Annotated in this window: 16 protein-coding genes and 1 tRNA gene; 8 read left to right on the forward strand and 9 right to left on the reverse strand. The window is 61.6% G+C overall.

The genetic code is table 11. The features are described 5' to 3' along the window. From ACEXKH_RS08485 to ACEXKH_RS08495, 3 genes are all read left to right on the forward strand, one after another. Positions 1-77: transfer RNA gene (locus ACEXKH_RS08485), tRNA-Glu, on the forward strand. A gap of 151 nt (positions 78-228) precedes the next feature. After that, a complete protein-coding gene (locus tag ACEXKH_RS08490) occupies positions 229-1,533 on the forward strand; it encodes a lysylphosphatidylglycerol synthase transmembrane domain-containing protein (protein ID WP_373573781.1) in 1,305 nt (434 codons plus the stop codon). Between the two features lie 118 nt (positions 1,534-1,651). Next, positions 1,652-2,263 (forward strand): TetR/AcrR family transcriptional regulator, encoded by a 612-nt coding sequence (locus ACEXKH_RS08495; protein WP_373573782.1) that lies wholly within the window; start codon positions 1,652-1,654, stop codon positions 2,261-2,263. 105 nt (positions 2,264-2,368) lie between these two features. Here the strand turns inward: ACEXKH_RS08495 and ACEXKH_RS08500 are convergent, their stop codons facing one another. The 6 genes from ACEXKH_RS08500 to metK all read right to left on the reverse strand — a co-directional run bounded on the left by ACEXKH_RS08500 (position 2,369) and on the right by metK (position 10,968). Then, positions 2,369-3,583, reverse strand: coding sequence for an ABC transporter permease (locus tag ACEXKH_RS08500; RefSeq protein WP_373573783.1), 1,215 nt, complete (start codon positions 3,581-3,583; stop codon positions 2,369-2,371). Continuing rightward, entirely contained in the window at positions 3,580-4,353 is a 774-nt protein-coding gene (locus ACEXKH_RS08505; RefSeq protein WP_373573784.1) for an ABC transporter ATP-binding protein, read from the reverse strand. Before ACEXKH_RS08505 ends, ACEXKH_RS08500 begins: the two co-directional genes overlap by 4 nt. Next, on the reverse strand, positions 4,353-5,774 hold the full coding sequence (locus ACEXKH_RS08510) for an efflux RND transporter periplasmic adaptor subunit (protein WP_373573785.1): 1,422 nt from the start codon (positions 5,772-5,774) through the stop codon (positions 4,353-4,355). Before ACEXKH_RS08510 ends, ACEXKH_RS08505 begins: the two co-directional genes overlap by 1 nt. 130 nt (positions 5,775-5,904) lie before the next feature. Beyond that, positions 5,905-7,650, reverse strand: a complete 1,746-nt coding sequence (locus ACEXKH_RS08515; RefSeq protein WP_373573786.1) for a L,D-transpeptidase — start codon at positions 7,648-7,650, stop codon at positions 5,905-5,907. Positions 7,651-7,767: 117 nt separating this feature from the next. Beyond that, on the reverse strand, positions 7,768-9,375 hold the full coding sequence (sdaAA, locus tag ACEXKH_RS08520; protein WP_373573787.1) for an L-serine ammonia-lyase, iron-sulfur-dependent, subunit alpha: 1,608 nt from the start codon (positions 9,373-9,375) through the stop codon (positions 7,768-7,770). 312 nt (positions 9,376-9,687) lie between these two features. After that, positions 9,688-10,968: a methionine adenosyltransferase gene (gene metK / locus ACEXKH_RS08525; protein ID WP_373573788.1), complete on the reverse strand. Its 1,281-nt coding sequence runs from the start codon at positions 10,966-10,968 to the stop codon at positions 9,688-9,690. A gap of 278 nt (positions 10,969-11,246) precedes the next feature. On the opposite strand from metK, the gene gltX reads away from it, so the two are divergent. The 5 genes from gltX (at position 11,247) to ACEXKH_RS08550 (ending at position 18,457) form a co-directional block, all read left to right on the forward strand. Further along, positions 11,247-12,722 (forward strand): glutamate--tRNA ligase, encoded by a 1,476-nt coding sequence (gltX, locus tag ACEXKH_RS08530; RefSeq protein ID WP_373573789.1) that lies wholly within the window; start codon positions 11,247-11,249, stop codon positions 12,720-12,722. Positions 12,723-12,810: 88 nt separating this feature from the next. Continuing rightward, positions 12,811-15,264, forward strand: coding sequence for a replication restart helicase PriA (gene priA, locus ACEXKH_RS08535; protein ID WP_373573790.1), 2,454 nt, complete (start codon positions 12,811-12,813; stop codon positions 15,262-15,264). A gap of 18 nt (positions 15,265-15,282) precedes the next feature. Further along, positions 15,283-15,819 carry a peptide deformylase gene (def, locus tag ACEXKH_RS08540; RefSeq protein ID WP_117767144.1) on the forward strand — a complete coding sequence of 179 codons (537 nt, stop codon included), beginning with the start codon at positions 15,283-15,285 and terminating at the stop codon, positions 15,817-15,819. A gap of 320 nt (positions 15,820-16,139) precedes the next feature. Next, a complete protein-coding gene (fmt, locus tag ACEXKH_RS08545; RefSeq protein ID WP_373573791.1) occupies positions 16,140-17,060 on the forward strand; it encodes a methionyl-tRNA formyltransferase in 921 nt (306 codons plus the stop codon). After that, a complete protein-coding gene (locus tag ACEXKH_RS08550) occupies positions 17,057-18,457 on the forward strand; it encodes an RsmB/NOP family class I SAM-dependent RNA methyltransferase (RefSeq protein WP_373573792.1) in 1,401 nt (466 codons plus the stop codon). The genes fmt and ACEXKH_RS08550 overlap by 4 nt, the downstream gene beginning before the upstream one ends. A 273-nt stretch (positions 18,458-18,730) precedes the next feature. On the opposite strand, the gene ACEXKH_RS08555 is transcribed toward ACEXKH_RS08550, so the two are convergent. The 3 genes from ACEXKH_RS08555 to glgA all read right to left on the reverse strand — a co-directional run bounded on the left by ACEXKH_RS08555 (position 18,731) and on the right by glgA (position 24,881). Then, positions 18,731-18,967, reverse strand: a complete 237-nt coding sequence (locus ACEXKH_RS08555; protein WP_343007454.1) for an FmdB family zinc ribbon protein — start codon at positions 18,965-18,967, stop codon at positions 18,731-18,733. Between the two features lie 88 nt (positions 18,968-19,055). After that, a complete protein-coding gene (locus tag ACEXKH_RS08560) occupies positions 19,056-22,352 on the reverse strand; it encodes a 4-alpha-glucanotransferase (protein ID WP_373573793.1) in 3,297 nt (1,098 codons plus the stop codon). Between the two features lie 219 nt (positions 22,353-22,571). Further along, positions 22,572-24,881 carry a glycogen synthase GlgA gene (gene glgA / locus ACEXKH_RS08565; protein ID WP_373573794.1) on the reverse strand — a complete coding sequence of 770 codons (2,310 nt, stop codon included), beginning with the start codon at positions 24,879-24,881 and terminating at the stop codon, positions 22,572-22,574. Positions 24,882-24,930 lie beyond the last annotated feature (49 nt).

Raw genomic sequence — 24,930 nt, forward strand, 5'->3', positions numbered from 1 at the left:
GGCCCGTTCGTCTAGCGGTTTAGGACGCCGCCCTCTCAAGGCGGAGATCACCAGTTCGAATCTGGTACGGGCTACCATGAATCTGAGACCCGAACTTCCCACGGAAGTTCGGGTTTTTTATTTCCGAGCAAACCATCTGCAATTCCCATTTGGCCCATAGCTTTACGTTCTGCTTGTGGCCCTTGCGGGTACAATATGCAAGATATTTGGACGGTCAGAAGGAGCCTCATGAAGGAGTCCTCTCAGCATACATCTAAGCCCCAGGTCGAGGTTGATGCCTCGGGCGGCGATGACAACAAGGGTGCACGTCGCGGTGCCATTTTTATCGGCGTCGTGCTGGTTGGCTATATCGTTTACTTGATTGCGACCGGTCAGATGGGGCAGTTCTGGGCCGCCATGTCGAGCGTTCAGGCGCCGTGGCTCGTCGCTGCATGCTTTTGCATGTTCCTGTACCTGTTCTTTGGCATCGTTGCCTATGCGATTGCCGTCTGGCTCGATCCCAATTCGCCCGTCGGCATTCGCGACCTGATCTCGGTCGAGGCGAGCGGTATCTTCTTTGGCAACCTGACGCCCATGATGATGGGCTCCACGCCTGCCCAGATCTACCGCCTGACCAAGGCAGGCCAAAACGTCGGCGAGGCCGGTGCCACGCAGTTCACGCGCTTTATCGTGTATCAGTTTGGCCTCGTTGCCTGGGGCGCCATTCTGCTGCTTGCCCGCATGCCGTTTTTCGCCGAGCGCTATGGCGACATGACGCTGCTGTGCGTCTTTAGCTTTGGTGGTCACTGCTGCATTCTGCTTGGCATCTTTGCCGTCGCGCTCATGCCCAAGACTGTCACGCGCGTCGCACACTGCATCATCAATTGGCTCGAGCGAATGGGCGTCTCGGCCACCAAGATCGAGGGCTGGCGTACGTTTGTCGATGGCGAAATCTACTCGTTCTCCGAGAAGTTCAAGCTTTCGGCCGGCCACTTTTCGTCCATGCTGCTCACGGTGGTCATCACCATGTTGCAGCTCGCGTTTTTCTACCTCGTGCCGTATTTCCTGATGCTTGCCTTTGGCCACCACGAAGTCGATTTTTTCTCGGTCATGGCCGCGAGCGCCTTTGTTCAGCTCCTGAGCTCTGCTGTTCCCCTGCCCGGTGGCACCGGCGGCGCCGAGGGCGGCTTCGCGCTGTTCCTGGGTCATTTCTTTGGATCGGCATCGACTGCCGGTTATCTGCTGTGGCGCCTCATTACGTTTATCGCGCCGACTATTTTGGCCGCGCCCCTGCTGGGCCTTAAGAGCGCTCACAACGAGAGTATCCATGCACGCTGGGATCGCGTGATGCGCAAGCTCGGACGAACGCCTCAGACGTCCTCTAAGCCTGCGAAGCCCCATCCTGTGAATGCGGTTACCGTGGATCCTAATCAGCATGCTCAGAAGGCTTCTGGGGCCGCCAAACCGGCGCATAAGACCTATGTGCGCCAGACAGGTGACGGCATCCGTGTGTCCCCGGCTGCCTTGAACAAAAAGAAACTCCCTAAGGCGTAATAGTCGGTCGTGCGTTCTTCATGTTGCCGGGCATTTTTGTGCCGGATGGGGGATAATCCTCTTACGTAGATTAACTCTCATCTGTTGATGAATGCTCGCATTCCGAAGGGACACATCCATGGCCACTAGCAAACCGCGCCTCGACCGCCGCATCGTTCGCAGCCGCAATGCCATCCTTTCTGCGTTTGAGCGCCTGTTGATGGATAAGCCGCTTGCCGACATAACGGTGAGTGCCATCGCGCGTGAGGCGAATGTCGACCGCAAGACCTTTTACGTACACTTCGGTACGGTTGACGGCCTGCTCGATGCCATCGCCGTTGATGTGGTGGATATGATTGCCGACTCGGTCGAGAAAACGCTTGCTTCTATGGACGGCGACACGAACGAGCGTGCCCTCGGAGCGGCGGCAACGTTTTTTAAGACCATCAACGAGGCACTTTGCAATAACCTCGTGCTCAATCGCCAGTTGATTGAAAACATCCCGCTCGACGATTTTATGACGCGTTTGCGCGTGCCACTCGAGCATGAGATTGCCGAGCGCGACTTGCTGCCCCACGGCCTCAAGGACGAGATGTTCGACTATTATCTGGCATTTTTGCTTTCGGGCATTATCGGCATTTACCGCACGTGGGCGCTCTCCGATGGCTCGGTGCCCATCGAGCGCATCTCGGAGGTCGCTAACAATCTGACGTTGAACGGACTATCGAGTCTGGAGTCTCGTTTCGAATAGCACTAGCGCCTTATCCCCCCCCCTGAGTTGCGGTGAAATAGGGACTGAATAGGCCTTCTAGCGGCCTAAACAGTCCCTATTTCACCGCAACTCAGGGGGATTGCATTACTGGTAGCGCAGGCACTCCACGGGGTCGAGTTTTGCTGCCCGGCGGGCGGGATAGAAGCCGAAGATGACGCCGATGCCGACGGAGACCGCAAAGGCCAGCAGCACCGTGGCGATCGAAAAACTCGGTGTAATGGTACCGCTGGCACCGAGCTCGCTAAGCACGCCGGAACCCGCGGCGAACATCGTTAGACCCCAGGCAAGCAGGTAGCCAATCAAAACACCCAACAGGCCACCGGTGACGCACAGCGCCGAGGACTCGGCCAAAAACTGTGCGGTTATATCGCGACGGCTGGCACCCAAGGCTCGACGAATGCCGATCTCGCGGATACGCTCGGTCACATTGGTGAGCATCATATTCATGATGCCGATACCGCCCACGAGCAGCGAAATGCTGGCAACGGCGCCCATGATGAGCGAAAACGCGCCCATAAAGGAATTGAGGGCGTCGATGGCGCTTTTCATGGAGGTTGCCGATACACTGTCGTACTCATCATCCTCCGCGATGCCCTTCATTGCGCGCACCTTGGATTCAATCGTCTTGCACAGCTCATCAACGTCTGTACCCTCGGTGGCGAGCGCCGTTACGCTGGGAAACGACGGGTTCTCGTCGCCAAAGAGGCCCGAGATGGTCTCGCGCGGCATGTAGAGCGTGAGCGAGCCCATGGAGTCGCTGCCGCCGTCGATAACGCCGACAATCTGCACCTCTCCGTTGGAGACCTTAATGGTCTTGCCCACCGCGTCCTGTTCGTTGCCGTACAGCTGATCGGCGCCGCCACGGCTGATGAGCGCCACGCGTGCGCCGGATTGGGACTCGGCCTGGGTGTAGGTGCGTCCCGCGACGAGCTTGCTGGCGCCCACCGCGTCGAGCATGCCGCTGTCGACGCCCTGCGCCATGACGGTATAGCTTTTGTCACCGGACTTGTACTCGGTATAGGCGCTGTCCACGATGCCGATCTGCTCGATCTGCTGCACCATTTTGCGAAGCTTCTCAACGTCCGACTCGGTGAGCTCTTGCGACGAATAGATCTGTACCATACGCGCGGCGTTGAGGCCCAGGCTGTTGACCAGGCTGTTTTGGATACCGCCGATAAGCGAGGTCATGGCAATGACGGAGGCGATGCCAATGACGATGCCCAGGATGGTGAGTAGGCTGCGTCCCTTGTTGGCCTCGAGGGAGTGAAGGGCTTCTTGGATAAGGTCACGCGTGCTCATGCCTTCACTCCTTTCGTCGGATTGGCGTGTGCGGAAATCATGGGCAGGTTATCAATGGCGCCGCGCAGGGTCTGCGGCGCGTGCGCGATGTACGCGCCGTCGTGGATCCGGCCGTCGCGAATGGTTACGGCACGGTCGGCCTCGGCGGCGATACCGGGATCATGCGTGATGAGCACGATGGTCTTGCCGCGTTCCTGGAGTTTGTGGAAGGTTTCCATCACGAGCGCTCCGGTGGCGGAGTCCAGGTTTCCCGTCGGCTCGTCCGCCAGGATGATGGGCGGGTCGTTGACGAGGCCGCGCGCGATGGCAACTCTCTGCATCTGTCCGCCCGAGAGCTCGGAGATGCGGTGGTCCCAGTGGTCGACCGGCAGCGTGACGGCTTGCAGCGCATGGACGGCGCGCATCTCACGCTGAGCCCGCGGCACGTTGGTGTACGACAGCGGCAGCATGACGTTTTCGATGACCGAAAGACGCGGCAGCAGGTTAAAGCTCTGAAAGACAAAGCCGATGCTCAGGGCGCGGACTTCGGTGAGCTCGTCATCGTCGAGCTCCGCCACGTTGAGGCCCTGCAGGTAATAATCGCCTGCCGTCGGCTTGTCCAGGCAGCCTAGGATGTTCATGAGGGTTGACTTGCCCGAGCCCGATGGGCCGGTAATGGCCACGAACTCGCCGGGATTCACTGCCAGGCTCACGTTATGCAAGATATGGGCGCAGCCGGCCTCGCTCTCAAAAATGCGATGCACGTTGCGGATGTCGATGACGGGACGCATTACATGCCCTCGTCGGCAGACATGCTGCCAGAGTCGCCGCCGTCGGCCGTCATGCCTGCGCCGGTGTCCATGATAAGTGTGTCGCCGTCGCGCAGTTTGGTGACCGGCACGTTAGGGTTGATCTCGTTGCCCTGGTCGTCGCGCTTGACCTGCGTTTTGCCGACCACGGCGTCGTTATCGTTTTGCGTCACGACGGTCACCTTTACGCGTCGGGTCTGTTTGCCTTCGCCGTCGGTTGCCACGTTGACGTAATAGTGCTCTCCATCCTCGGTCATGAGCGCCATGGTCGGCACCATCACCACGTCATCGAGCTGTTCGGTCACCACCGAGACTTCGGCGGTCATGCCCGGCTTGAGGCGCGCGTCGGGCGCTTCAATCAAAATGTCGACGTTAAAGGTCACACTGCCGCCGCCTCCGTAGGTGGAGTCGGAGTTTGCCACCGAGGCGATTGCCGTGACCGTTCCCTGGCTCACGATATCGGGAAAGGCCGGATAGGTAACGTTGGCGCTCTGGCCCACGGCGATCTTGGCGATATCCTTTTCACCCACCTGAACGGTGACCTTCATCTTGGAGAGGTCGGCGATCTGCATGCATTGCTTGCCGCCGCTCGTATCGCCTTCGCCCATAATCATGCCGCCCGTCACCGTGGCGCCGACCTTGGCGTTGAGCTCTACGATGCTGCCCGAGCTGGGCGCGGTTACAGTGCGCTCGGCGGCTTTGGCGTTTGCCTGGTCCAGGGCCGCCTGGGCCGAGGCCAGGTTGCGTTGGGCGCTCGAGACGGCACTCGTGTCGGCGGTACCGCTGGCGCCATTCGCGTCTGCCGCATCTGCTTCAGGAGCCGGAGCGGCTTGGGCGGCAGCTACCGCTTTCTGTGCGTTGGCGAGGTCTTCCTGTGCCGCTGCCACCGCGCGCTGCGCCTCGGCAACGTTACGATCGAGCTCGTCGTTTTTAATGGTCATAAGCACGTCGCCCTCGTTGACGGACTGGCCGGCTTGCACGTTGATCGATGCCACCGTGCCGTCAACAGAAGGGGAGACCACCGAAGCCGAGATGGGCTTGAGCTGGCCTTTAGCTTCGACGGTGGTCGTAAACGTGCCCTCGGTGACCATGTCGGTCACCGGCCCGTCGGTATCTGCGTGCCGTGCGTTGATGACGAAGGTCACGACTACGGCGATGAGCACAATGGCGGCCACGACGCCGGCCGCAATGCCGCGTCGGATGAGCTTTTTGCGTCGACGCTCGGCACGCTTCGCCTTGAGCTTGGCGTAGGCCTCTTCGTCAGAAATCTCGGTTGTATCGCTTGTGCTGCCGTTTTGCTGTGTGGCGCGCACGGTTGTTATGAGGGGAAGCGTTTCGGTGGCACCCTCGGGCGCTCGCTCGGTATCATTCGGTCCCGGGGTGATGTTGGGGACATTTGACATGGCGTCTCCTTTATAGAAAGTTCCTCGATAAGTATATGCGCCCGTCGCGAGAGGCGGGCGCATTATGGCGGTATCTTTCGGAACTGTTAGATTGGAGCGTCAGTCCCCCGTTGTGGGAAGGCGTGTTTCCCTACGAGTGCACGACCACGCACAGACCGACGCTGATGCAGTCGTGGAGCGCCTTGGCATCAGCCAGGCGCAGGTTGATGCAGCCGTGGCTTCCGCACCATTTGTACGATTCGGCATTATCGAAACTCGAATCGTTTTGCCAGGTAGCGTCGTGGAAGCCGACCATATTGCCCTCGAACGGCATCCAGTAGCTGACCGGGCTCTCGTATTTGGGCTTTCCGGTCGCGGGGTCTTTGGCACCGATGAGCTTGCTTGCACCGTCGTTGCTGTTGATCTGCCACACACCCTCGGGGGTGGCGTCTTCGCCTGGTTTGCCGGAAATAAAGTTGGCCTCCCACACGATATTGCCGTTCTCGTCGTAGTAGCGCGCGTGCTGCTCGGACAGGTCGACGTCGATATAGGCCTTCCAATCGGGCTCGCCCTTGGCGGTAAACGTGTCGGCCTTCTTGGAGTACGAAATCTCGATATCGCCGGTCTGCTTGTTATTGATGGCGTCCTCGACCTGCTTGGCGAGCGTGTCGCTGTCGATGGACCAGCCAAAGTCGCCGCCCTCGACAGCGCACTCCTTGCCGTCGGCGCGCGTCCACCAGCGGGTGGTGCCCACGGTGTTAAAGCCGTTGGCGAGCTCGGCGGCCCAGCTGCTGATCTGTGACGTATCGAGCGTGGGGTTGGCCGGATCGGCAAAGCTGATCCACTGCAGCACCGAACTGCCGTCCACCTTACCGGCATCATTGCCGTTGAGCTTAAGGGTCACGTTGACGCCCAGGAAGTTGTTGGCGGCATCGCATGCAGCCTGAATCTGGTCGTTGGTGAGGGTGCCGTTGAGCGGTTCGTAGGCGTCGTTGCCGATCTTGGTGATATCGACGTTCTCGGCGAGCGACGCGAGCTCGATCTCGGCATATTTGATGACATGCTCGCGGTTGATCTTCTCGTTGGAACGGGCTTTCTCAACGGTAAACTTGCCGGCCTTCTCGTCATAGGAGCTGGCGGCCTCGAAGGTGCCCGAGCGGCCCTCGTTGAACTCGTCGATAGCGCTGCCCAGGCCCTCCTCAAACTGCTTGTGGTCAAAGGCATCGGAGAGCATGGACAGGTCGACGTTCTGGTCCAAGTCGACCGAGTCTTTCTTGGTGGCGCTATCGGTTTTGCCGCCGAGCGACGCGATGAGGCGCGATGGCCACAGCAGCGGCTCGTTTTTGCTGATAATCTCGTGGGCGGCTTCCTCGCCATCGACGATGGGCTCGTCGGACTCGGGCTGGTAGGTCCAGCTAAAGCTGTCGTCCGAAACGGTGAGCTTGTAGTGCTTCCATGCCGAGTTGACCTTGGTGGCTGCCGAAGATGCGTTAGAGAGCGAGATGTCGACGCCGGCGATGGTAGTGTTGGGGTATGCGACCTGCGAGAACGCCACGACGCCTACGATGTAGACGATCGCGACGAGGCCGAGGACGACAAAGAGGGCCGTCTTTCCGCCCGACTTGCTGCTTTTGTTGGTACGCTTGACCGCGGGCCCGCGATTGTTTGCCGTGCGAGCGTGCGAAGGGCCCTGCTTGGGGGCGGCACCATGTGCGGGACGCTGCTGATATTGTTGATGCTGCTGGTATTGACGCTGATTCGGGCGCTGTGAGGCATTGGCCGGGCCGTGTTGTTGGCTGTGAGCCGGCGCGATGGGGCGCGGCGATTGGACGCCGCCCGTATGCCTACTGGGCTGTTGCGGATCGGGAATCATGTTACTGCGGTCGATTTGCGACATCGTATATATTTCCTTCGAGTTTCGCCTTGCGGCTCATCGTGTTTTAACTGGGCTTGCATTATAGCGATTAGCCTGTTGTTTGTGGTTCGGAAACAGTATCAGTTTGGAGAAGTCTGCCTATCCGCATATGCCGCATTTGGCGCAGGCAGAAAGCGCGGCCGGGGCTTGAGCGATGCCACCCTTGGCCGTCTCGCGCAGGGTTGCCGGCAGGGCATGGCCCACCGACAGCATCACATGCGCCATCTGGTCAAACGGCACCAGGCTCTTGATGCCGGCGAGCGCGAGCTGGGCCGAGCTGAAGGCCGCGGCCACGCCGATGGCATTGCGGTTTTGGCACGGCACCTCCACGAGTCCGCCCACGGGGTCGCAAACGAGTCCCAGCAGATTGCTCAGCGCGATGGAGCTGGCGTCGAGTGCCTGCTCGGGGGTGCCGCCGAGCATCTGCACCAGCGCGGCGGCAGCCATGGCGGCGGCGCTTCCCACCTCGGCCTGGCAGCCGCCCTCGGCGCCGGCGACGCAGGCGCTCGTGGTGAGGTTGAGGCCGATGGCGGCGGCACAGTAGAGGGCGTCCATGACCTGCTCGTCATTGAGCTGCAGGTGGTCGGCCAGGGCCAGCACGCAGCCGGGCACGACGCCCGCGGAGCCTGCCGTGGGGGCCGCGACGATCACGCCCATAGTGGCGGAGCGCTCAAGTACGGCCATGGCACGTGCCACGGCTTCGGTCTGTACGGCGCCCATTAAACTGGAGCTAAGGTCGTTGCGGCCGGTGGCATCGACGAGCTTAGCCTCGCCGCCGATAAGCCCGCCGAGCGAGCGCTGCGGATTGGCGATGGGGGCCGTGGTCTCCTCGCGCATGACGTCGAGCACGCGGCGCATGGCGGCGACGGCGTGCGCCTCGCCGGTAAGGCGCCCCTCGCGCACGGCCATGACGGCGCCGATGCTGAGTCCCAGCTCCTCGCACGCGTCGAGCAGTTGCTCGCCGTCGTCGAAGACCTCCTTGGCCGAGACGCCGGGGGAGAGCGATGACGCCGAGCCGGGGAGCTCAATAAAGGTGGCGTAGCCGACGTTGTCGAGTTTGCGCACCATGGGGATGACGGTGTCATCGGGTGCGCCGTCGGTCTCAAAGACGGAGTAGGCCTGGCCGCCCACCTCGGTGCGGTAGGTACGGCAGAAGGCGATATTTACATGCGCGTAGGCGAGTAGATTCGTGAGCGCGGCGAGCACGCCGGGGACATCCTTGTGGGCCACAAACAGCGTGGAGTACATGCCCGAGATGTCGACGCCGACGCCATTGATGCGGCTGATGCGCATCTTGCCGCCGCCCAGGCTCTCGCCGCGGACCTGCGCCGTGGCGCCCCTGTCGTCGACCATGTCGATATCGACGGTGTTGGGGTGGATGGAAGCGTCGTCGCCCTTGATGTCAAAGTGATAATCGAGGCCCTGCTCGCGTGCGAGGTCGAAGGCCTGCTTGATATTCTCGTCGTCGGTGTCGAGCCCCAGGATGCCCGCGACGAGCGCGCGGTCGGTGCCGTGACCGCGGTAGGTGTGGGCGAAGGAGTTCCACAGGCCAAAGGTGACCTTGGTGATGCGGCCCTCGAGCAGGCTGGCGGCCACCTGTGCGCACCGCAGGGCGCCGGCGGTGTGCGATGAGCTGGGGCCGACCATGACGGGCCCCAAGATCTCGAATGCCGAGGTCGTAGCTAGTGTTTGCGGCTTGCCTGCCATGGCTGCTCCTTCTATATCTCGTCGTCCCGAGGAGCGGGGCATAAGGTCGCCTGCTCGGACAGTCCTGCTCGCACGGAGAGCACATTAAGTGCTCTCCGGCTCGTGCGGAACTCGCGATCGACCTTATGCCCCGCCCCTCGGGACTAAGGATACATGGTTGGTGTTGCTGGATGGCAAAATTCATTAGCTAGGGACGTGTCTTTCCTTGGGTATCGAAACATCTTCACCACCGTTTAAATAAAAAAGAGGTACCGGTTGTTCCGGTACCTCTTATTGGTGCGTTGTTATTTGGCTGTGGCTTTTCTCGTTAGCTTACAGGTCGCAGGCTGCTTTGAGTTCTTCGACTCGGTCGGTCTTCTCCCAGGTGAAGTCGGCGTCTTCGCGGCCGAAGTGGCCGTAGGCTGCCGTCTTCTCGTAGATCGGTCGACGCAGGTCCAGGTCGCGGATGATCGCGCCCGGGCGCAGGTCGAAGGTCTTCTCGACGGCTTCGACGATCTTGTCCTCGGCAACATGCGCGGTGCCGAAGGTGTCGACCATGATAGACAGCGGCTTGGAAACGCCGATGGCGTAGGCAAGCTCGACTTCGCAGCGGTCGGCCAGGCCGGCGGCCACCACGTTCTTGGCGACCCAGCGCGCGGCGTATGCGGCGGAGCGGTCGACCTTGGTGCAGTCCTTGCCGCTAAAGGCGCCGCCGCCGTGACGGCCGTAACCGCCGTAGGTGTCGACGATGATCTTGCGGCCGGTGAGGCCCGTGTCGCCCATGGGGCCGCCCACGACAAAGCGACCGGTGGGGTTCACATAGATGTCGGCGTTGTCCCACGGCATGTTCTCGGCAGCCATGACGGGGGTGATGACGTGCTCGATGAGGTCGTCCTTGATCTTGCTCATGTCCTCGATCTCGGCGGCGTGCTGCGTGGAGATGACGATGGTCGTGACCTCGACGGGCTTGCCGTCCTCGTAGCGCACCGTGACTTGGGTCTTGCCGTCGGGGCGCAGGTAGGGCAGGGTGCCGTTGTGGCGCACGGCGGCCAGGCGCTCGGCCAGGCGGCTCGCCAGGTAGTGCGGCATGGGCATGAGGGTCTTGGTCTCGTTGGAGGCATAGCCAAACATCATGCCCTGGTCGCCGGCGCCGATCAGGTCGATCGGGTCGGCGGTGGCGCCGGTCTGGGTCTCGAAGGACTCGTCGACGCCCTGGGCGATATCGGGCGACTGCTCGTGGATGAGGCTCATAACGCCGCAGGTATCGCAGTCAAAACCGAACTTTGCGCGGTTGTAGCCAATACGGCGGATAACGCCACGGGCAATCTCCTGCACGTCGACGTAGGCCTGGGTGCGGATCTCGCCGGCAACGATGACGGTGCCGGTGGTCACGAGGGTCTCGCAGGCGCAGCGGACGTTCTCAACGTTGGCGGGCACGCCGTTGGGCGCAATGTAGCCCTGCTCCTGCAGCTCTATTTCTTTAGCGAGGATTGCGTCGAGGACGGCGTCGCTGATCTGGTCAGCGATCTTATCGGGATGACCTTCGGTCACCGACTCCGACGTAAAAACAAAGGACCCGTGTTGGGGTGGGATGGAACGAAGTTCTTCTGACATGATTGTCCTTTCAAAAACGTGTCCCGGCGACCGTTACCATTCCGCCGAGCTCTATATGCAAGGGCACATCATATCGCGTAAATCAAACATTCACACCCTTTCCGCACCTACTCATTGGGGACAGACTTAAATGAGTAGCCTTGCGACACTTGGGGACACTCCTGACTGGTCATTTAAGTCTGTCCCCAATGAGTAGGTCGGTGCCCTTTGTGCGGAGGTTGCTTTGTTGCTTTATACTGATGCGGTTAGACATCCATCCTGCAATCGAGGAGATTTCCATGGCATCAGACGTTCGCGTCCGCTTTGCACCCTCACCGACGGGCAAGCTGCACATCGGCGGCGCCCGCACCGCTATCTATAACTGGGCTTTCGCCCGCGCAAACGGCGGCACGTTCATCCTGCGCATCGACGACACCGACCCCACCCGTTCCACCGACGAGAACACGCAGATCATTCTGCGCGCCATGCGTTGGCTGGGCTTGGACTGGGACGAGGGTCCCGAGGTGGGCGGCGACTATGGCCCCTACGCACAGACCGAGCGTCTGGACCTGTACAAGCAGGCCGCCCAGAAGCTCTGGGACGAGGGCAAGGCCTATCCCTGCTTCTGCACCAAGGAGCAGCTGGACGCCGACCGCAAGGCCGCCCAGGAGCGCAAGGACCCCTTCCAGGGCTATCAGCGCCGCTGCCGCGATCTTGATCCCGAGGAGGCCCGCCGCCGCATCGAGGCCGGCGAGCCCTACGTCCTGCGCATCAAGGTGCCCGAGGACCGCGGCGATGTCGTCATCCACGATGCCGTCCACGGCGAGGTGACCTTCGACGCCAAGGAGCTCGACGACTTCGTCATCTTCCGCTCCGACGGCACGCCCACCTATAACTTCGCGACCGTCGTCGACGACGCCATGATGAAGATTACCCACGTCATCCGCGGCGACGACCATCTGTCCAACACCCCGCGCCAGGTCATGGTCTACGAGGCCCTCGGCGCGCCCGTGCCCACGTTCGCGCACATCTCCATGATCTTGGGTGCCGACGGCAAGAAGCTCTCCAAGCGCCACGGTGCGACCTCGGTGGAGGAGTACCGCGACGCCGGTTACCTGTCCGACGCCTTCGTCAACTATCTGGCGCTGCTCGGCTGGTCGCTCGACGGCGAGACCACGATCATCCCGCGTGATGTCCTGGCCAGTAAGTTCTCGCTCGACCGAATCTCCAAGAACCCTGCGACCTTCGACCCCAAGAAGCTCGACTGGGTCAATGCCGAGTACATCAACGGCATGTCCGATGCTCAGTTTGCCGACGAGATCATGGTCCCCGAGCTGCACGAGGCGGGTCTCATCGAGGGTAATGTCGAGTACGGCGAGGATTGGATCGATGCGCTAGCCGCCATTGTCAAGCCGCGTACCAAGATGCCGGCCGACGCCGTGACCGTCGCCGCTCCCATCTTTGCTACGGCCGAGACGCTCGAGTATGACGAGAAGTCCGTCAACAAGGGCCTGGCCAAGGAGGGCATGGGCGCCATTCTGGATGCCGCCAAGGCCGCGCTCGAGGGTGTGGACGAGTGGACGGCTGCCAACATCGACGCCGCGCTTGAGCCGCTACCCGAGCAGATGGACCTCAAGAAGCGCGTGGTGTTCCAGGCCGTGCGCGTCGCCGTTTGCGGCAACATGGTGAGCCCTCCGCTGGGCGAGACCATGGCGCTCGTCGGTCGCGACGACTGCTTGGCGCGCATCGACCGCGCCCGCACAATGGCGCTGTAGCAGCTGCGTAAACGCATGTATTCGAGCCCCGTTCACCCGAGCGGGGCTCTTGTTTCTAAAGACGTATGGGATGGGAGGTACAGAGACCATGGCCGAGCAACTGTCACTGTTTGGTTCGCCGGAACCTAAGGAAGCTCCGAAGTCCGCGGCCCCTGCCGCCGCCCCGGTGCAGCCAGAGCCCGCACCCGAGCCTGTCGCCGCCTATGCGAGCGTAGTCCTGGACATCCCGACCCGTGCGCTGTCCGAGTCATTCGCCTACGGCATTCCGCAGTCACTCGCCAACGATGTCCAGATCGGCTCCACTGTCCTGGTCCATTTTGGCAACCGTGCGGCCGCGGGCTACATCGTCGACATTGTGGCCGAGCTGGGCGACCTGCAGGGCAACAACGCCCTCGACCCTTCGCGCGTCAAGCCTGTCGAAGCCATCCTCAGCAAGCCGCTCTTTACCGCCGAGGCTGCCCGCATTGCGCGTTGGATGAGCCGTGAGTATGTCGCGACGCTTTCCGAGTGCCTGCGCCTGTTCTTGCCCCCGGGTGGAAGCCCGCGCGTGGTCAAGGGCGACGACGGCGTGTGGACCGTTGAACGGCCCGCCGTCAAACCCATCCAAAACCGCTGGGTCATGCTCACGCCCGAGGGTTTCGACTACACGCCGCCCAAGACCGCGGTCCGTCAGCGCCAGCTCATCGAGGCGCTCCAATGCGGCCCGGTCACGACGCGCGACCTCAACCTGCTCTACAACAGTATGTCGGCGACCATCAAGGCGCTCGAAAAGCGCGGCGTCGTGATGGTGGAGGAGCGCCGCGCCTGGCGTGGCTGCAGCGAGCGGACCACGCTGTCCTCCGCGAGCGGCAAGGCCCCGGTGACACTCACCAACGGTCAACGACAGGCCCTCGCGCAGATTGAGCGTGCTCGTCTTGATGCCCACGGTGACGTGGTCCTTGTCGATGGCGTTACCGGATCCGGCAAAACCGAGGTCTACCTTTCGGCGATTGAGCGCGTGCTGGTGGCCGGCCGTTCGGCCTGCGTGCTCGTGCCCGAGATCTCGCTGACGGCCCAGACCGTCGGCCGCTTTCGCTCTCGCTTTGGCGAGACGGTCGCTGTGTTCCATTCGCGTCTTTCTGCCGGCGAGCGTCTGGACCAGTGGGATATGGTCGCCAGCGGTGCCGCGCGCGTGGTCGTGGGCGCCCGCTCGGCGCTCTTTTGCCCGCTCAGCGATCTTGGCCTCATCATTATCGACGAGGAGCACGAGACCAGCTACAAGCAGGGTTCCAGCCCACGCTACCATGCGCGCGAGGTGGCTGCCGAGATGGCGCGCCGCTATCGGTGTCCGCTCGTGTTGGGCTCGGCCACGCCTTCTGCCGAGGCCCTCGACCGCTGCCGCCGCGGCACATACGGCGGTGCCACCTGGACGCGTGTCGAGATGCCCGAGCGCCCGGGACACGCCGTGCTGCCCACGGTTCGCATTGCCGACCTGCGCCGCGAGTTCGCACACGGCAGTCGCTCCATGTTCTCTAAACCGCTGATGGAGGGCCTGGAGCGTGTGGTCGAGCGCCGCGAAAAGGCCGTGCTGCTGCACAACCGTCGCGGCTTTGCGCCGTTTCTTATGTGCCGCGAGTGCGGTTGCGTGCCCACCTGCAACCACTGCTCCACCGCGCTCACGTACCACGAGCGTACGCATACGCTGCAGTGCCACACCTGTGGTTCGTCCTGGCGCTTGCAGCCCTATCCTGCGCCCACGAGTCGATGCCCCAAGTGCGGCAGCCGCTACCTGGCAAAAATGGGTCTGGGCACGCAACAGATCGAGGACGCACTGCACCAGATGCTGCCCGATGACGTCGCCATCATTCGCATGGATGCCGATTCCACGCGCGGCAAGGATGCGCATAAAAAACTGCTCGAGCAGTTCGATGCCGCCGATTGCGCGGTGCTGCTGGGTACCCAGATGATCGCCAAGGGCCTCGACTTTCCCGAGGTCACGCTCGTGGGTGTGGTCAATGCCGACTTTGCGCTCAAGCTGCCCGATTTTAGAGCAGGGGAGCGCGCCTACGATCTGCTGGAGCAGGTTGCGGGCCGCGCCGGCCGCGGCGATCGCCCCGGTGAGGTTATCATCCAGACCTACCTGCCCGATGATCCGGTCATTCGCGCCGTCGCCGAGCACGACCGCTCGATCTTTACCGACTACGACCTGGACCAGCGCCGCGACGCCCTGTATCCGCCGTTCGTGCGCCTGTCCAACATATTGGTATGGTCGACGAACGCGGATGTCGCGCGGGACTACATCGGTCGCATCGCGAAGTTCCTCAAGCGTCGCTGGCATGCCGCCGCGCCCGACTTTTTGCGGCAGGGGGGTGCCGTGCCCCAGGTGCTTGGTCCGGCTTCGTGTGTAATCGAGAGAGCCAAGGACCGTTACCGCTTCCATCTGCTTGTGAAGTCGCCGGTAGGGTACCATGTCTCTGATGATATCGACGCCTGCCTCAAAGAGGTGGGCTCCGCGCGTGGCGTGAGCGTGAGTGTTGACGTCGACGCTTATGATTTGATGTAACAACCCGAAAGGATGGCCATGGAAGCCAACGGAATCGTACTGTCGCCCGACCCTCGTCTGCGCCAGGAGTGCGCCGTCATCGAGGAGATCACCCCGGCGATCGAGGCGCTTGCCGAGAAGATGAAGAAGATGATGTTCGACAACGGCGGTTGCGGCCTTGCCGCCCCGCAGATCGGCGAGCTCATCCAGCTTGTCACCATCGACTGCGATTACAGCGACAAGAATGACTATGACCCGTACGTGCTCATCAACCCTGTCATTGTTGAGCAGAGCGACCATCTGGTGCCGTTTAGCGAGGGCTGCCTTTCCATCCCTGGCATTAGCTGCGAGATCGAGCGTCCCGATCACGTTGTCGTCGAGGCGTACGACCTGGATGCCAACCTGATTCGCTATGAGGCCTCGGGCGACCTGTTCTGCGTGTGCCTGCAGCACGAGATCGATCACCTGCACGGCAACACCATGTTCGAGCGCCTTAAGCCCATGCAGAGGCTCAAGGCCGTCAAGGAGTACCAGGACGCCCTGGCCCGCGGCGCTCGACCGGGCGAGACGGAGTAGGTCGTACGTCCCCGGGGCGCCCGCCTATATCATCCCGTGCTCAAACATTCTCGCTGCGCTGCGAAACTGCGCGCGGGACGATATAGGCGGGCGCCCCGGGGACTACGTTGACGCTGCTTGTCTCGCCCGGGTGCCGTCGGGCCAGGGATGGGCGTCTTCGCTGATAATTGCTTTGTTGGAAGAGCCGCTTTTATTGCGGCTCTTTCTTTGGTTTTGGGTATATTTGTTCTTGTTGAGTTGTTATTGCGGATGGGCTGGGTACTTGGTTTTCCGCTGTTATTTGTAGCCGTCTCGGCTTTGGTTGAGGGGAGACGTTCTTTATGCGTATTGTGTTTATGGGTACGCCTGATTTTGCTGTGCCTTCGCTGACTTCGCTTGTTGAGTCTGGGAATGAGATTGCGCTCGTAATTACTCGTCCCGATGCTGTTCGTGGGCGTGGTAAGAAGCTTGAGCCGTCTCCTGTTAAGGCCAAGGCGCTTGAGCTGGGGTTGCCGGTTGTTGAGGCCAACCGTATGACGCCTGAGGTTGTTGAGACGCTCCAGGCTGCCCAGGCTGATATTTTCTGTGTGGCTGCCTATGGCTGCATTTTGCCTGATGAGGTGCTGCATATGGCGCCGCTTGGTATTGTGAATGTTCATGCTTCGCTGCTGCCTCGTTGGCGTGGCGCTGCTCCCATTCAGCGTGCCATTCTTGCTGGTGACGAGGTTGCTGGCGTTTCTATTATGCGCATTGGGCATGGCGTGGATACCGGCGCTTATTGTGCCCAGGCGTCTACGTCGGTTACCGGTAAGCATGCCGAGGCGCTCACGATGGAGCTTGGTGAGCTTGGCGGTAAGTTGCTTGCCGATACGCTTCCTTCGCTTGCCGATGGCTCGGCTGTTTGGACTGAGCAGGATGAGTCGCTCGTCACTCATGCCGCCAAGATTTCCAAGCAGGAGATGCGTCTTGATCCGCAGATGGCGGCGCTCGATTGCGTTCGTCATGTGCTCGCTTCGTCCGATACCGCGCCTGCTCGTTGCGTGATTGCTGGCAAGACGGTTCGCGTGCTCGATGCTGCGCCGGCCGATGTGTCGCTTGGCGAGGGCGCTGTTGCCGTCAAGAGCAAGCGTGTTTACCTGGGCCTTTCCGATGGCGCTGTTGAACTGCTCGAGGTTAAGCCCGATGGTAAGCGTGCCATGGCTGCTTCTGCCTGGGCTGCCGGCCTGCAGGGTGCCGAACTTAGGTGGGGTGTACTGTCATGAGCAAGTTGTCTCCCGCGCGCAAGCTTGCGCTCGACGTGTTGATGGAGGCCGATCGTCGCGGCATGTACGCACGCGACGTGTTGTCTTCCCGTGCTTCCGCCAAGGCCATTGACCAGCGCGATTCTGCTTTTGCCGCTCGTTTGGCGCTCGGCGTCGCCGCCACGCAAGGCATTTTGGATGAGTTGCTCGATCAGTTTCTCGATAAGCCCAAAAAGGTCGCGCCGCGCGTTCGCATGGCGCTTCGCATCTCGGCTTTCGAGATGCTCTACCTGCATACGCCGGGCCGCGTTGCCGTGAGCCAGGGTGTTGAGCTGGTGCGCAGCGGTGCTAAGTCTGCCGCGGGCCTGGCTAACGCGGTACTGCACAAGGTTGCGGACAACGTTGAGGACTTTGCCACGGCATCCGACGTGGATGAGTCCGAGCGCCGTTTGGTTCGCCTTTCGCGTTTGATGGGTCTCCCTCGCTGGCTGTGCGCTCGTATCATGGCCTCGTTCGATACGCCCGAGGGTGCGCTCAACTTTGCCGGCAATCTGGCGCCAGCGCCGCTTGCACTGCACGAGAATGCGTTTGCGACCAAGGCCGACCCGTATATCTCGCAGCTCGTTGCGCCCGTCTTCCCGGGCTGCCATGCTCCGGTCGATGCGCAGGTCACGGTTGCATCGGGCGTGTTTGAGCGTGCTGCCGCCGTTGCCTCGGACCTCAACGCTCAGCTTATCGCTACTGCCGCTACACGTCCCGGTCGTTGCCTGGAGATTGGAGCCGGTCGCGGCACCAAGACCTATGTGATGATGTGCCAGGCCAAGCGTGCCGGGTACGAGCGTCAGCATACCGCGCTCGATCTGCACGATCGCAAGTGCGATCAGAATCTCGCGCGCCTGCATAAGGCGGGTATAACGGGTGTTCGTACGGTGTCGGGCGATGCCTGCGAGCTCAATGAGGTGCTTACGTCCTTTGACGCGATGCTTGGCGAGCCCGCCCTGTTCGACACAGTGTTTATCGATGCGCCGTGCTCTGGCACTGGCACCATGCGCCGTCATCCCGAGATTCCGTGGCGTCTGACCGAGAACGACGTTACGACTGAGCTGCCCAAGCTACAGCTGATGATGCTCAAGGAAGCAGCCGCGCGCGTTGCTGCCGGCGGTGAGCTTATCTATGCCACCTGCTCGGTTTTTGATGAAGAGAACACGCAGGTCGTGGATGCCTTCCTGGCCTCTTCCGAGGGCGCCGGCTTTACCGTGGCGCCGCTCTCCGAAGCCCAGATTCTGCAGCTCCCCGAGTACGACCGCGCCAAGAGCCTCGTTACCCTGCGTCAAAACGACCGCGGCCTCTTCCAAAGTGTGCCCGTTAATGCAGACTCCTACGACGGCCACTTCTGCGCAAGGCTTGTCCGCAACTGATGCGGCACCCGAGGGTTGATCCGCTTGCCATGAAATGGGCCTATCTACTACATTAAACCCATTACTCCTAACCATGCTGGATTTAGCGAAATCAAAACCGCAGGTAGACGGCTCGTCGATTTTGTAAAAACGCAGGTGTGCTCGGACTATACGGGTCAAACGTAGTAGATAGGCCGTTTTCGTGGCGCAACCCCAGACCAGTTGCCGGGGCGTGGGACATTCCTGAAAAAATTCGGCCTCGCGATCGGCGTTGATCGCGGGGCCGAATTGTTCTTAGTGGCTGTGTGGGCAGTTGGCGCAGCAGCCGCTGGTGGCGTTGGTGCTGGAACCACCGCTGCGCTGGTCGGTGTTGTAGAAGCCGCTGCCCTCAAACTTGATGCCGCTGGCCGAGAACGTCTTGGATGCCGGAGCACCGCAGCTCGGGCACACGACCTCGGGGGTCTCGGACATGGGATGCTCAACCTCAAACACGTTGCCGCAGCTCGAGCACTTGTAATCGTAGCGCGCCATAATACTTCCTTTTCAGCACAAAGCGGGCAGATTGCTCTGCCCGCATAAATTCAAACAGCTGTAACTGTACCCTATATCGGGGGTTTTATCACGCTTCGCCCCAGAATCTATGGGTGTTGCGCAGGAGCTGTGCAGTTTTGCCCTCGGCGGCCGCAACCTCGGCCTCATCGGCCTGCCAGGTCCAGTTGCCCGTGGCCACGCCCGGCACGTTCATGCGCGCGTCGTCGCCAAGCCCCAGGACATCCTGCAACGGCATCATCACCAGGGGAGCGTCGCTTGCCAGCGCGTCGCTCATCAGCTTGGCCGCCACCTCAACACCGCTTGGCTCGTCGCCGCCCGCAAAGGAGCGCGTGCACCAACCGGCGAGCGTCGACGTGTCGTGCGTCGAGGTGTACAGAATCTTGCCCGGCGTGGGATGTACGCCGTTACGGACGTCGTAATCGCTAAACTCCAGCACGTCCATGCCGGGGAAGCCGCAGGTCGAAGCCATGGCGCGAACGCCGGGCGTCAGGTAGCCTAGGTCCTCGGCGATAAAGTTGAGCGGACCTAGCTCGTCGTAGGCGGTCTGGAACAGGTCCTTGCCCGGACCTGCCAGCCAGCGGCCATCGGCACAGGCCTTGCCGGCGGGGATGCTAAAGTAGCTGTGGAAGCCCAGGAAGTGGTCCAGGCGCACGCGGTCGTAGAGCGAAAACGCACGACGCAGGCGATCCATCCACCAGCGGTAGCCGTTCTCCTTCATGTGGTCCCAGCGGAACGTCGGGTTGCCCCACACTTGGCCCTTGGGCGCAAAATTGTCGGGCGGCGCGCCGGAAATCTCAATCGCCTTACCGGTATCGGACAACCAGAAGTTCTCGGGTTCGCTCCACGCGTCGGCCGAATCATCCGAGACATACATCGGTATATCGCCGATAACCTCGATGCCCTTCTTGTGCGCATAGTTCATGAGCTCGCACCAGGCCAGGTCAAAGCGGTACTGCATGTACGCCTGCAGCTCTGCCTCGTCGTGGAAACGCTTGTCGTCGATCAGGTGCTCGTTGTAGCGCGCGACATCTGCCGGCCAATCGTGGCGTGACTCGCCCTCAAAGTACTTCTTGACGGCCATGTAGACGCAGTACTTCTCGAGCCAATCGGCATTGCGATGCTTAAACGCCGTGTAGAGCGGGTCTGCATCCTCGCCGCCACGGGCCTTCCAAGTCTCAAAGTCGTCCGCCAGCTCCTCCTGGCTTTCGGGCAGCAGGTCAATATTGCCCGCAAAGGCCGAAGGCCCAGCGTAAGGGGAGCGGAAGAAGTCCGTCGGGTTGACAGGCAGAACCTGCCAGTAGCGCATGCCCATAGCGGCCAGATGGTCGATAAAGCGACGCGTGGGCGCACCGATCGTGCCGGGCTTGCCGTCGTCGGTGGGCACCGAGGTGATATGGCACACAACGCCCGCGCCGTGATCGAGCGGCTCCTGCAGGCGCTGCTCGGCATGGTGATAGATGATCGACGAGCCTAGCGGATACAGATCGAGCGTGACCGTACCGTTGTGGATCTCGCACTCGTGACCGCTGATCACGTCACTCGCGCATTCGCCGAGCGCCGGAATCGTCACGCGGTGCGAATTGCGCAGGCTGCGGTTGATGATAACCGTCGCGGACTCGCCATCCTTGCCCGTGCGGTTGTAGGCCAGCACCTCGTCGTTGAGCGCAAAGGCCTTGATCTCGCCGTCGATCATAAATGGCAATGCACGGCGTACGGCGGAGGCGTTCTTGACAATAGCCAGCGTGTCGAAGTCGTGCAGTTGGTCCTTGGTCGGCAGTGTGCGGCGGTTGCCCGGATCGGTCAGGCCCTCCAGGCCGTATTCGTCGCCGTAGTAGATCGAAGGCACGCCTGGGAAGGTCATCTGCATGAGCGTGGCGAGCCAAAAGCGGCTCTTGGCCAGGCCCATCGAGTTCTCGTCCAGGCGCCACTTGCTGCGCTCGCACTCGGGCAGCTGTGACTCGTCGGGGCCGCCGCCGAGCACCGAGATAATGCGCGGACGGTCGTGGCTCGACAACAGGTTGAGCGCGCAGGACAGAGCCTCGCGCGGATAATTCTCGCGCAGGGTTTCGATATCCTCGGCTGCCTGGTAGGCATTCTTGTAGCCCATCAAAAAACCGATGACCATGTCGCGGAAGGGATAATCCATAGCAGAGTCCAGCTCGGAGCCCTGCAGGTAGCGTCGCAGATGGCCGTAGCTAATCTTGTTGGAGGCGTCTTCCCAGACTTCGCCGAGCAACAGCGCATCGGGCTTTTCGGCAACTACGGCCTTTTTGATTTCGGCCAGGAAGTCGTCGGAAAGCTCGTCAGCGACGTCCAGGCGCCAACCATGGGCACCGGCGCGCAGCCATTTGCGGATCACGCCGTCCTTGCCCAGGAGCCTCTCGCGCACCAGCTCGGACTTCTCGTTGATGGCCGGCATATTGCCCACGCCCCACCAGCAGTCGTACGAGCCGTCCTCGTGGAAGGTAAACGCATCGCGCCACGGAGAATCCTCGCTCTGCCAGGCACCCACGCCGGGGTAGTTGCCGTAGCGGTTGAAATAGATTGAGTCGTCGCCCGTGTGGTTGAAGACGCCGTCCAGGATGATGGAGATGCCCAGCTTCTCGGCTGCCTGGCACAGCTCGGTAAAGTCCTGCTCGGTGCCCAGAATCGGGTCGATCTTGGTGTAGTCGGCCGTGTCGTAGCGGTGGTTACTCGCGGCCTCAAAGATGGGGTTGAGGTAGATGGCCGTAAAGCCCAGCTCGGCAATGCGGGGCAGGTCTTCTTGGATGCCTTTGAGCGAGCCGCCGTAGAAGTCCCAGGTCTTGATGGAGCCGTCCTCGGCGCGCTCGTACACGGGCGGCTCGTTCCAGTCCTCGACCATCCGGCGCTGAATGCCCTTGCGCGGTTTTTCGAGTTCGGCCATTGTGCGCTCGCGCCAATGCTCGTCACGGGCGTATCGGTCGGGGAAGATTTGGTAGACCATGCCGCGCTCGTACCAAGTGGGGCGGTTCTCGCGGTGCTTATAGACGGTAATCTGGAAGGACGGCACCTCGGCGTAGTCGTAGGTTACGCCCTCGCCGCCGGTGCGGCCCTGGGGCGCGCCCAGGCGAACCTCGGGCTGACCTTCGATATTGCAGATAAAGCTGTACCACGCAAGACACGGTTCAGTGCATTTGAGCTCACCGGTAAAAATGCCATCGCCTTCGTGCTCCATCGGAATCAGGGTCTCGCCGACTTCATCGACCCAGGTACGTAGGGTGAGTGTTGCCTGGTTGGGATCGGCATCCTCCAAAATCACCGAGAGTGCAACGGTAGTTCCTGTGGTCACAGCGCCAAACGGAGTGCGAAACTGCGGTAGGCGGCTGTTGTGTATCAATCTCATAGTACGGTCCAGTTCAATAGAATCACGGCCTGCGGGCCATGGGCTTTACGCACAAATTGTAAGTATATCTGTTGTACACAGGGTGTATAAACAACATCCGTTTACCATCGGCGAACGGTTGTCCTAGAAAATCGTTTTACCAACTATCTACAGAGAAGGGGCGCCCGGTTGGAGCGCCCCTTGTTTAGGGTTTTGATTAAGTTTTAGATCGTCTGCGGGCTAGCGGCGCTTGCGGGTGGCCGTTGCCTTGCGGACGGAGGTCTTCTTGGTCGGGGCCTTTTCCTCGGCCGGAGCGGCAGGGGAGGCCGGGGCCTCCTTGGCGGGCTCGGTCTTTGCCGTAGCCTTCGGAGCGGTCTTGACCTCAGCGGCCTTCGGTGCCGGCTCGGCCTTTACTGCAGGCTTGTCCTCGGCTTTAGCCTCTGCCTTGGGGGCGGCTGTCTTGGTCGTGGTCTTTTTGGCCGTCGTCGTAGAGCGCTTGCGCGTGGTGGTCTTGGCGGCCGGCTTTGCCTCGACGGGCGTCTCCTCGACTTTGGCGGCCGGCTTTGCGGCTGCCTTGGTCGTGGCGGCCTTCGTGGTCGTCGCCTTCGTTGTCGTGGTCTTCTTGGCTGCCGTTGCCTTCTTGGCGGTCGCGGTCGACTTCTTGGCAGTGTTCTTGGCCGGTGCCTTGACGGCGGGCTTGGCCTCGACGGCGGCTTCAGCCTTTACCTCGGGAGCGGCCTCGGCCTCGGCGGCCTTCTTTGCAGCGGCGGTCGTGCGCTTGCGCGTCGTCGTTGTCTTGGTAGCGGTGGTCTTGGTTGTCGTCGCCTTGGTCGTAGTGGCCTTCTTAGCCGTCGTCTTACGAGTCGTGGTCTTCTTTGCCGTAGGCTTCGCAGCCGGCTTAGCCTCAGCCTCGGGAGCTGCCTTAACCTTCACCTCAGATTTAGCCTCAACCGGCTTCTCCTCAGCCTTGGGCTCCTCAACAACCGGCTCGGCCTTGGGCTCGGGCTCGGCCACAACTTCGGGCTCGGCCTCAACTTTCTCAGCCACAGCCTCAGGCTCGTCGACAACAGCCGCCGGCCTCTCAATCTCCGGGTGCATAAAGAAGTACAGGTCCAGATACTTGTCGGCCGAGCGCGTCCAGCTAAAGTCCTGGCTCATGGCCTGCGTGACCAGCTGGTTCCACGCCTCGCGGTTGTCCCAGAACAGGCGTGCCGCGCGGAATACGGCGTCGCCCATCTCGTCGCCGTTAAAGTTACTAAACGAGAAGCCCGTGCCCTCGCCGGTAAACTCGTTATACGGGATCACCGTGTCCTTCAGACCGCCAGTCTCGCGAACAATCGGCAGGGTGCCGTAGCGCATGGCGATGATCTGCGACAGGCCGCAGGGCTCAAACTTCGAAGGCATCAGGAACATGTCGGCGGCGGCATACATACGCTGCGACAGCGCCGGATCAAACTCGATGCGCGCGGCCATGGTGCCGGGGTACTTGTCCTGGAAGTAGCGCAGGCCGTCCTCGTAGTCGCGGTCGCCGGTGCCCAGCACGGCCACCTGAACGCCGCCGGCCAGGATGCGGTCGAGCGCGTACATGACCAGGTCCATGCCCTTCTGACGCGTCAGGCGCGTGACCATAACCATCAGCGGACGGTCGTCGCGAACCTCGAGCCCCAGCTCTTCCTGCAGCTTGGCCTTGCACACGGCCTTGCCGGAGCGGTCATCAACCGTGTAGTTTGCGGCAATGCGCTTGTCGGTCGCCGGGTCAAAGCCCGCCACGTCAATGCCGTTCAAAATGCCCTGCAGCGCATAGGAGCGCTCGCGCAGCACACCGTCCAGGCCCTCGCCAAACTCGGGCGTCTGGATCTCGTTGGCATAGGTGGGGCTCACCGTGGTGATGGCATCGGCATAGCGCAGCGCGCCCAGCATGTAGTTGATGCTGCAGGCGTCGCAACGCAGCTGCGAGGCGGCCGCCGGAATGTGCGCCACACCCAGGATATCCTCCAATACGGTGTCGCTAAACTGGCCCTGGAACGCCACGTTGTGGATCGAGAACACGGTCTTGACGCGGTCGTACAGCGGCAGGCCCTGGTAGAACTCGCGCAAGAACACGGGCGCCAGTGCCGTCTGCCAGTCATTGCAGTGCAGGATGTCACACTCAAAACCGGCCGGCAGGTGCTGCAGGCTCTCGGTGATGGCCTTGGAGAAGAACGCAAAACGCTCGCCGTCATCAAAGAAGCCGTACGGATAGTCGCGCGCAAAGTAGCGCTCGTTGTCGATGAACATATAGGTGACGCCGTCGTGCTCGAGCTTCTCGAGCCCGCAGTACTCGTTGCGCCAGCCCAGGCTTACGTAAAAGTCGGAGAAGTGCTCCATCTGCGCCTTGTACTCGTCCTTGATGGTGGCGTACTTGGGCACCATCACGATGACTTCGGCGCCGGCGCGCACAAGCGCCGCAGGCAGCGAGCCCGCCACGTCGCCCAGGCCACCGGTCTTTACAAACGGTGCGCACTCGGCCGAGGCAAACACGATCTGCATCTTTTTGCTGGAATCTGCCATATTGTCTCCCATGTTGCAATTCGAGAATAGCCGCCTGGCGCTAACCGGG

The sequence above is a fragment of the Collinsella aerofaciens ATCC 25986 genome (genome assembly GCF_964259375.1).
GTDB classification, from domain to species: domain Bacteria; phylum Actinomycetota; class Coriobacteriia; order Coriobacteriales; family Coriobacteriaceae; genus Collinsella; species Collinsella aerofaciens_BO.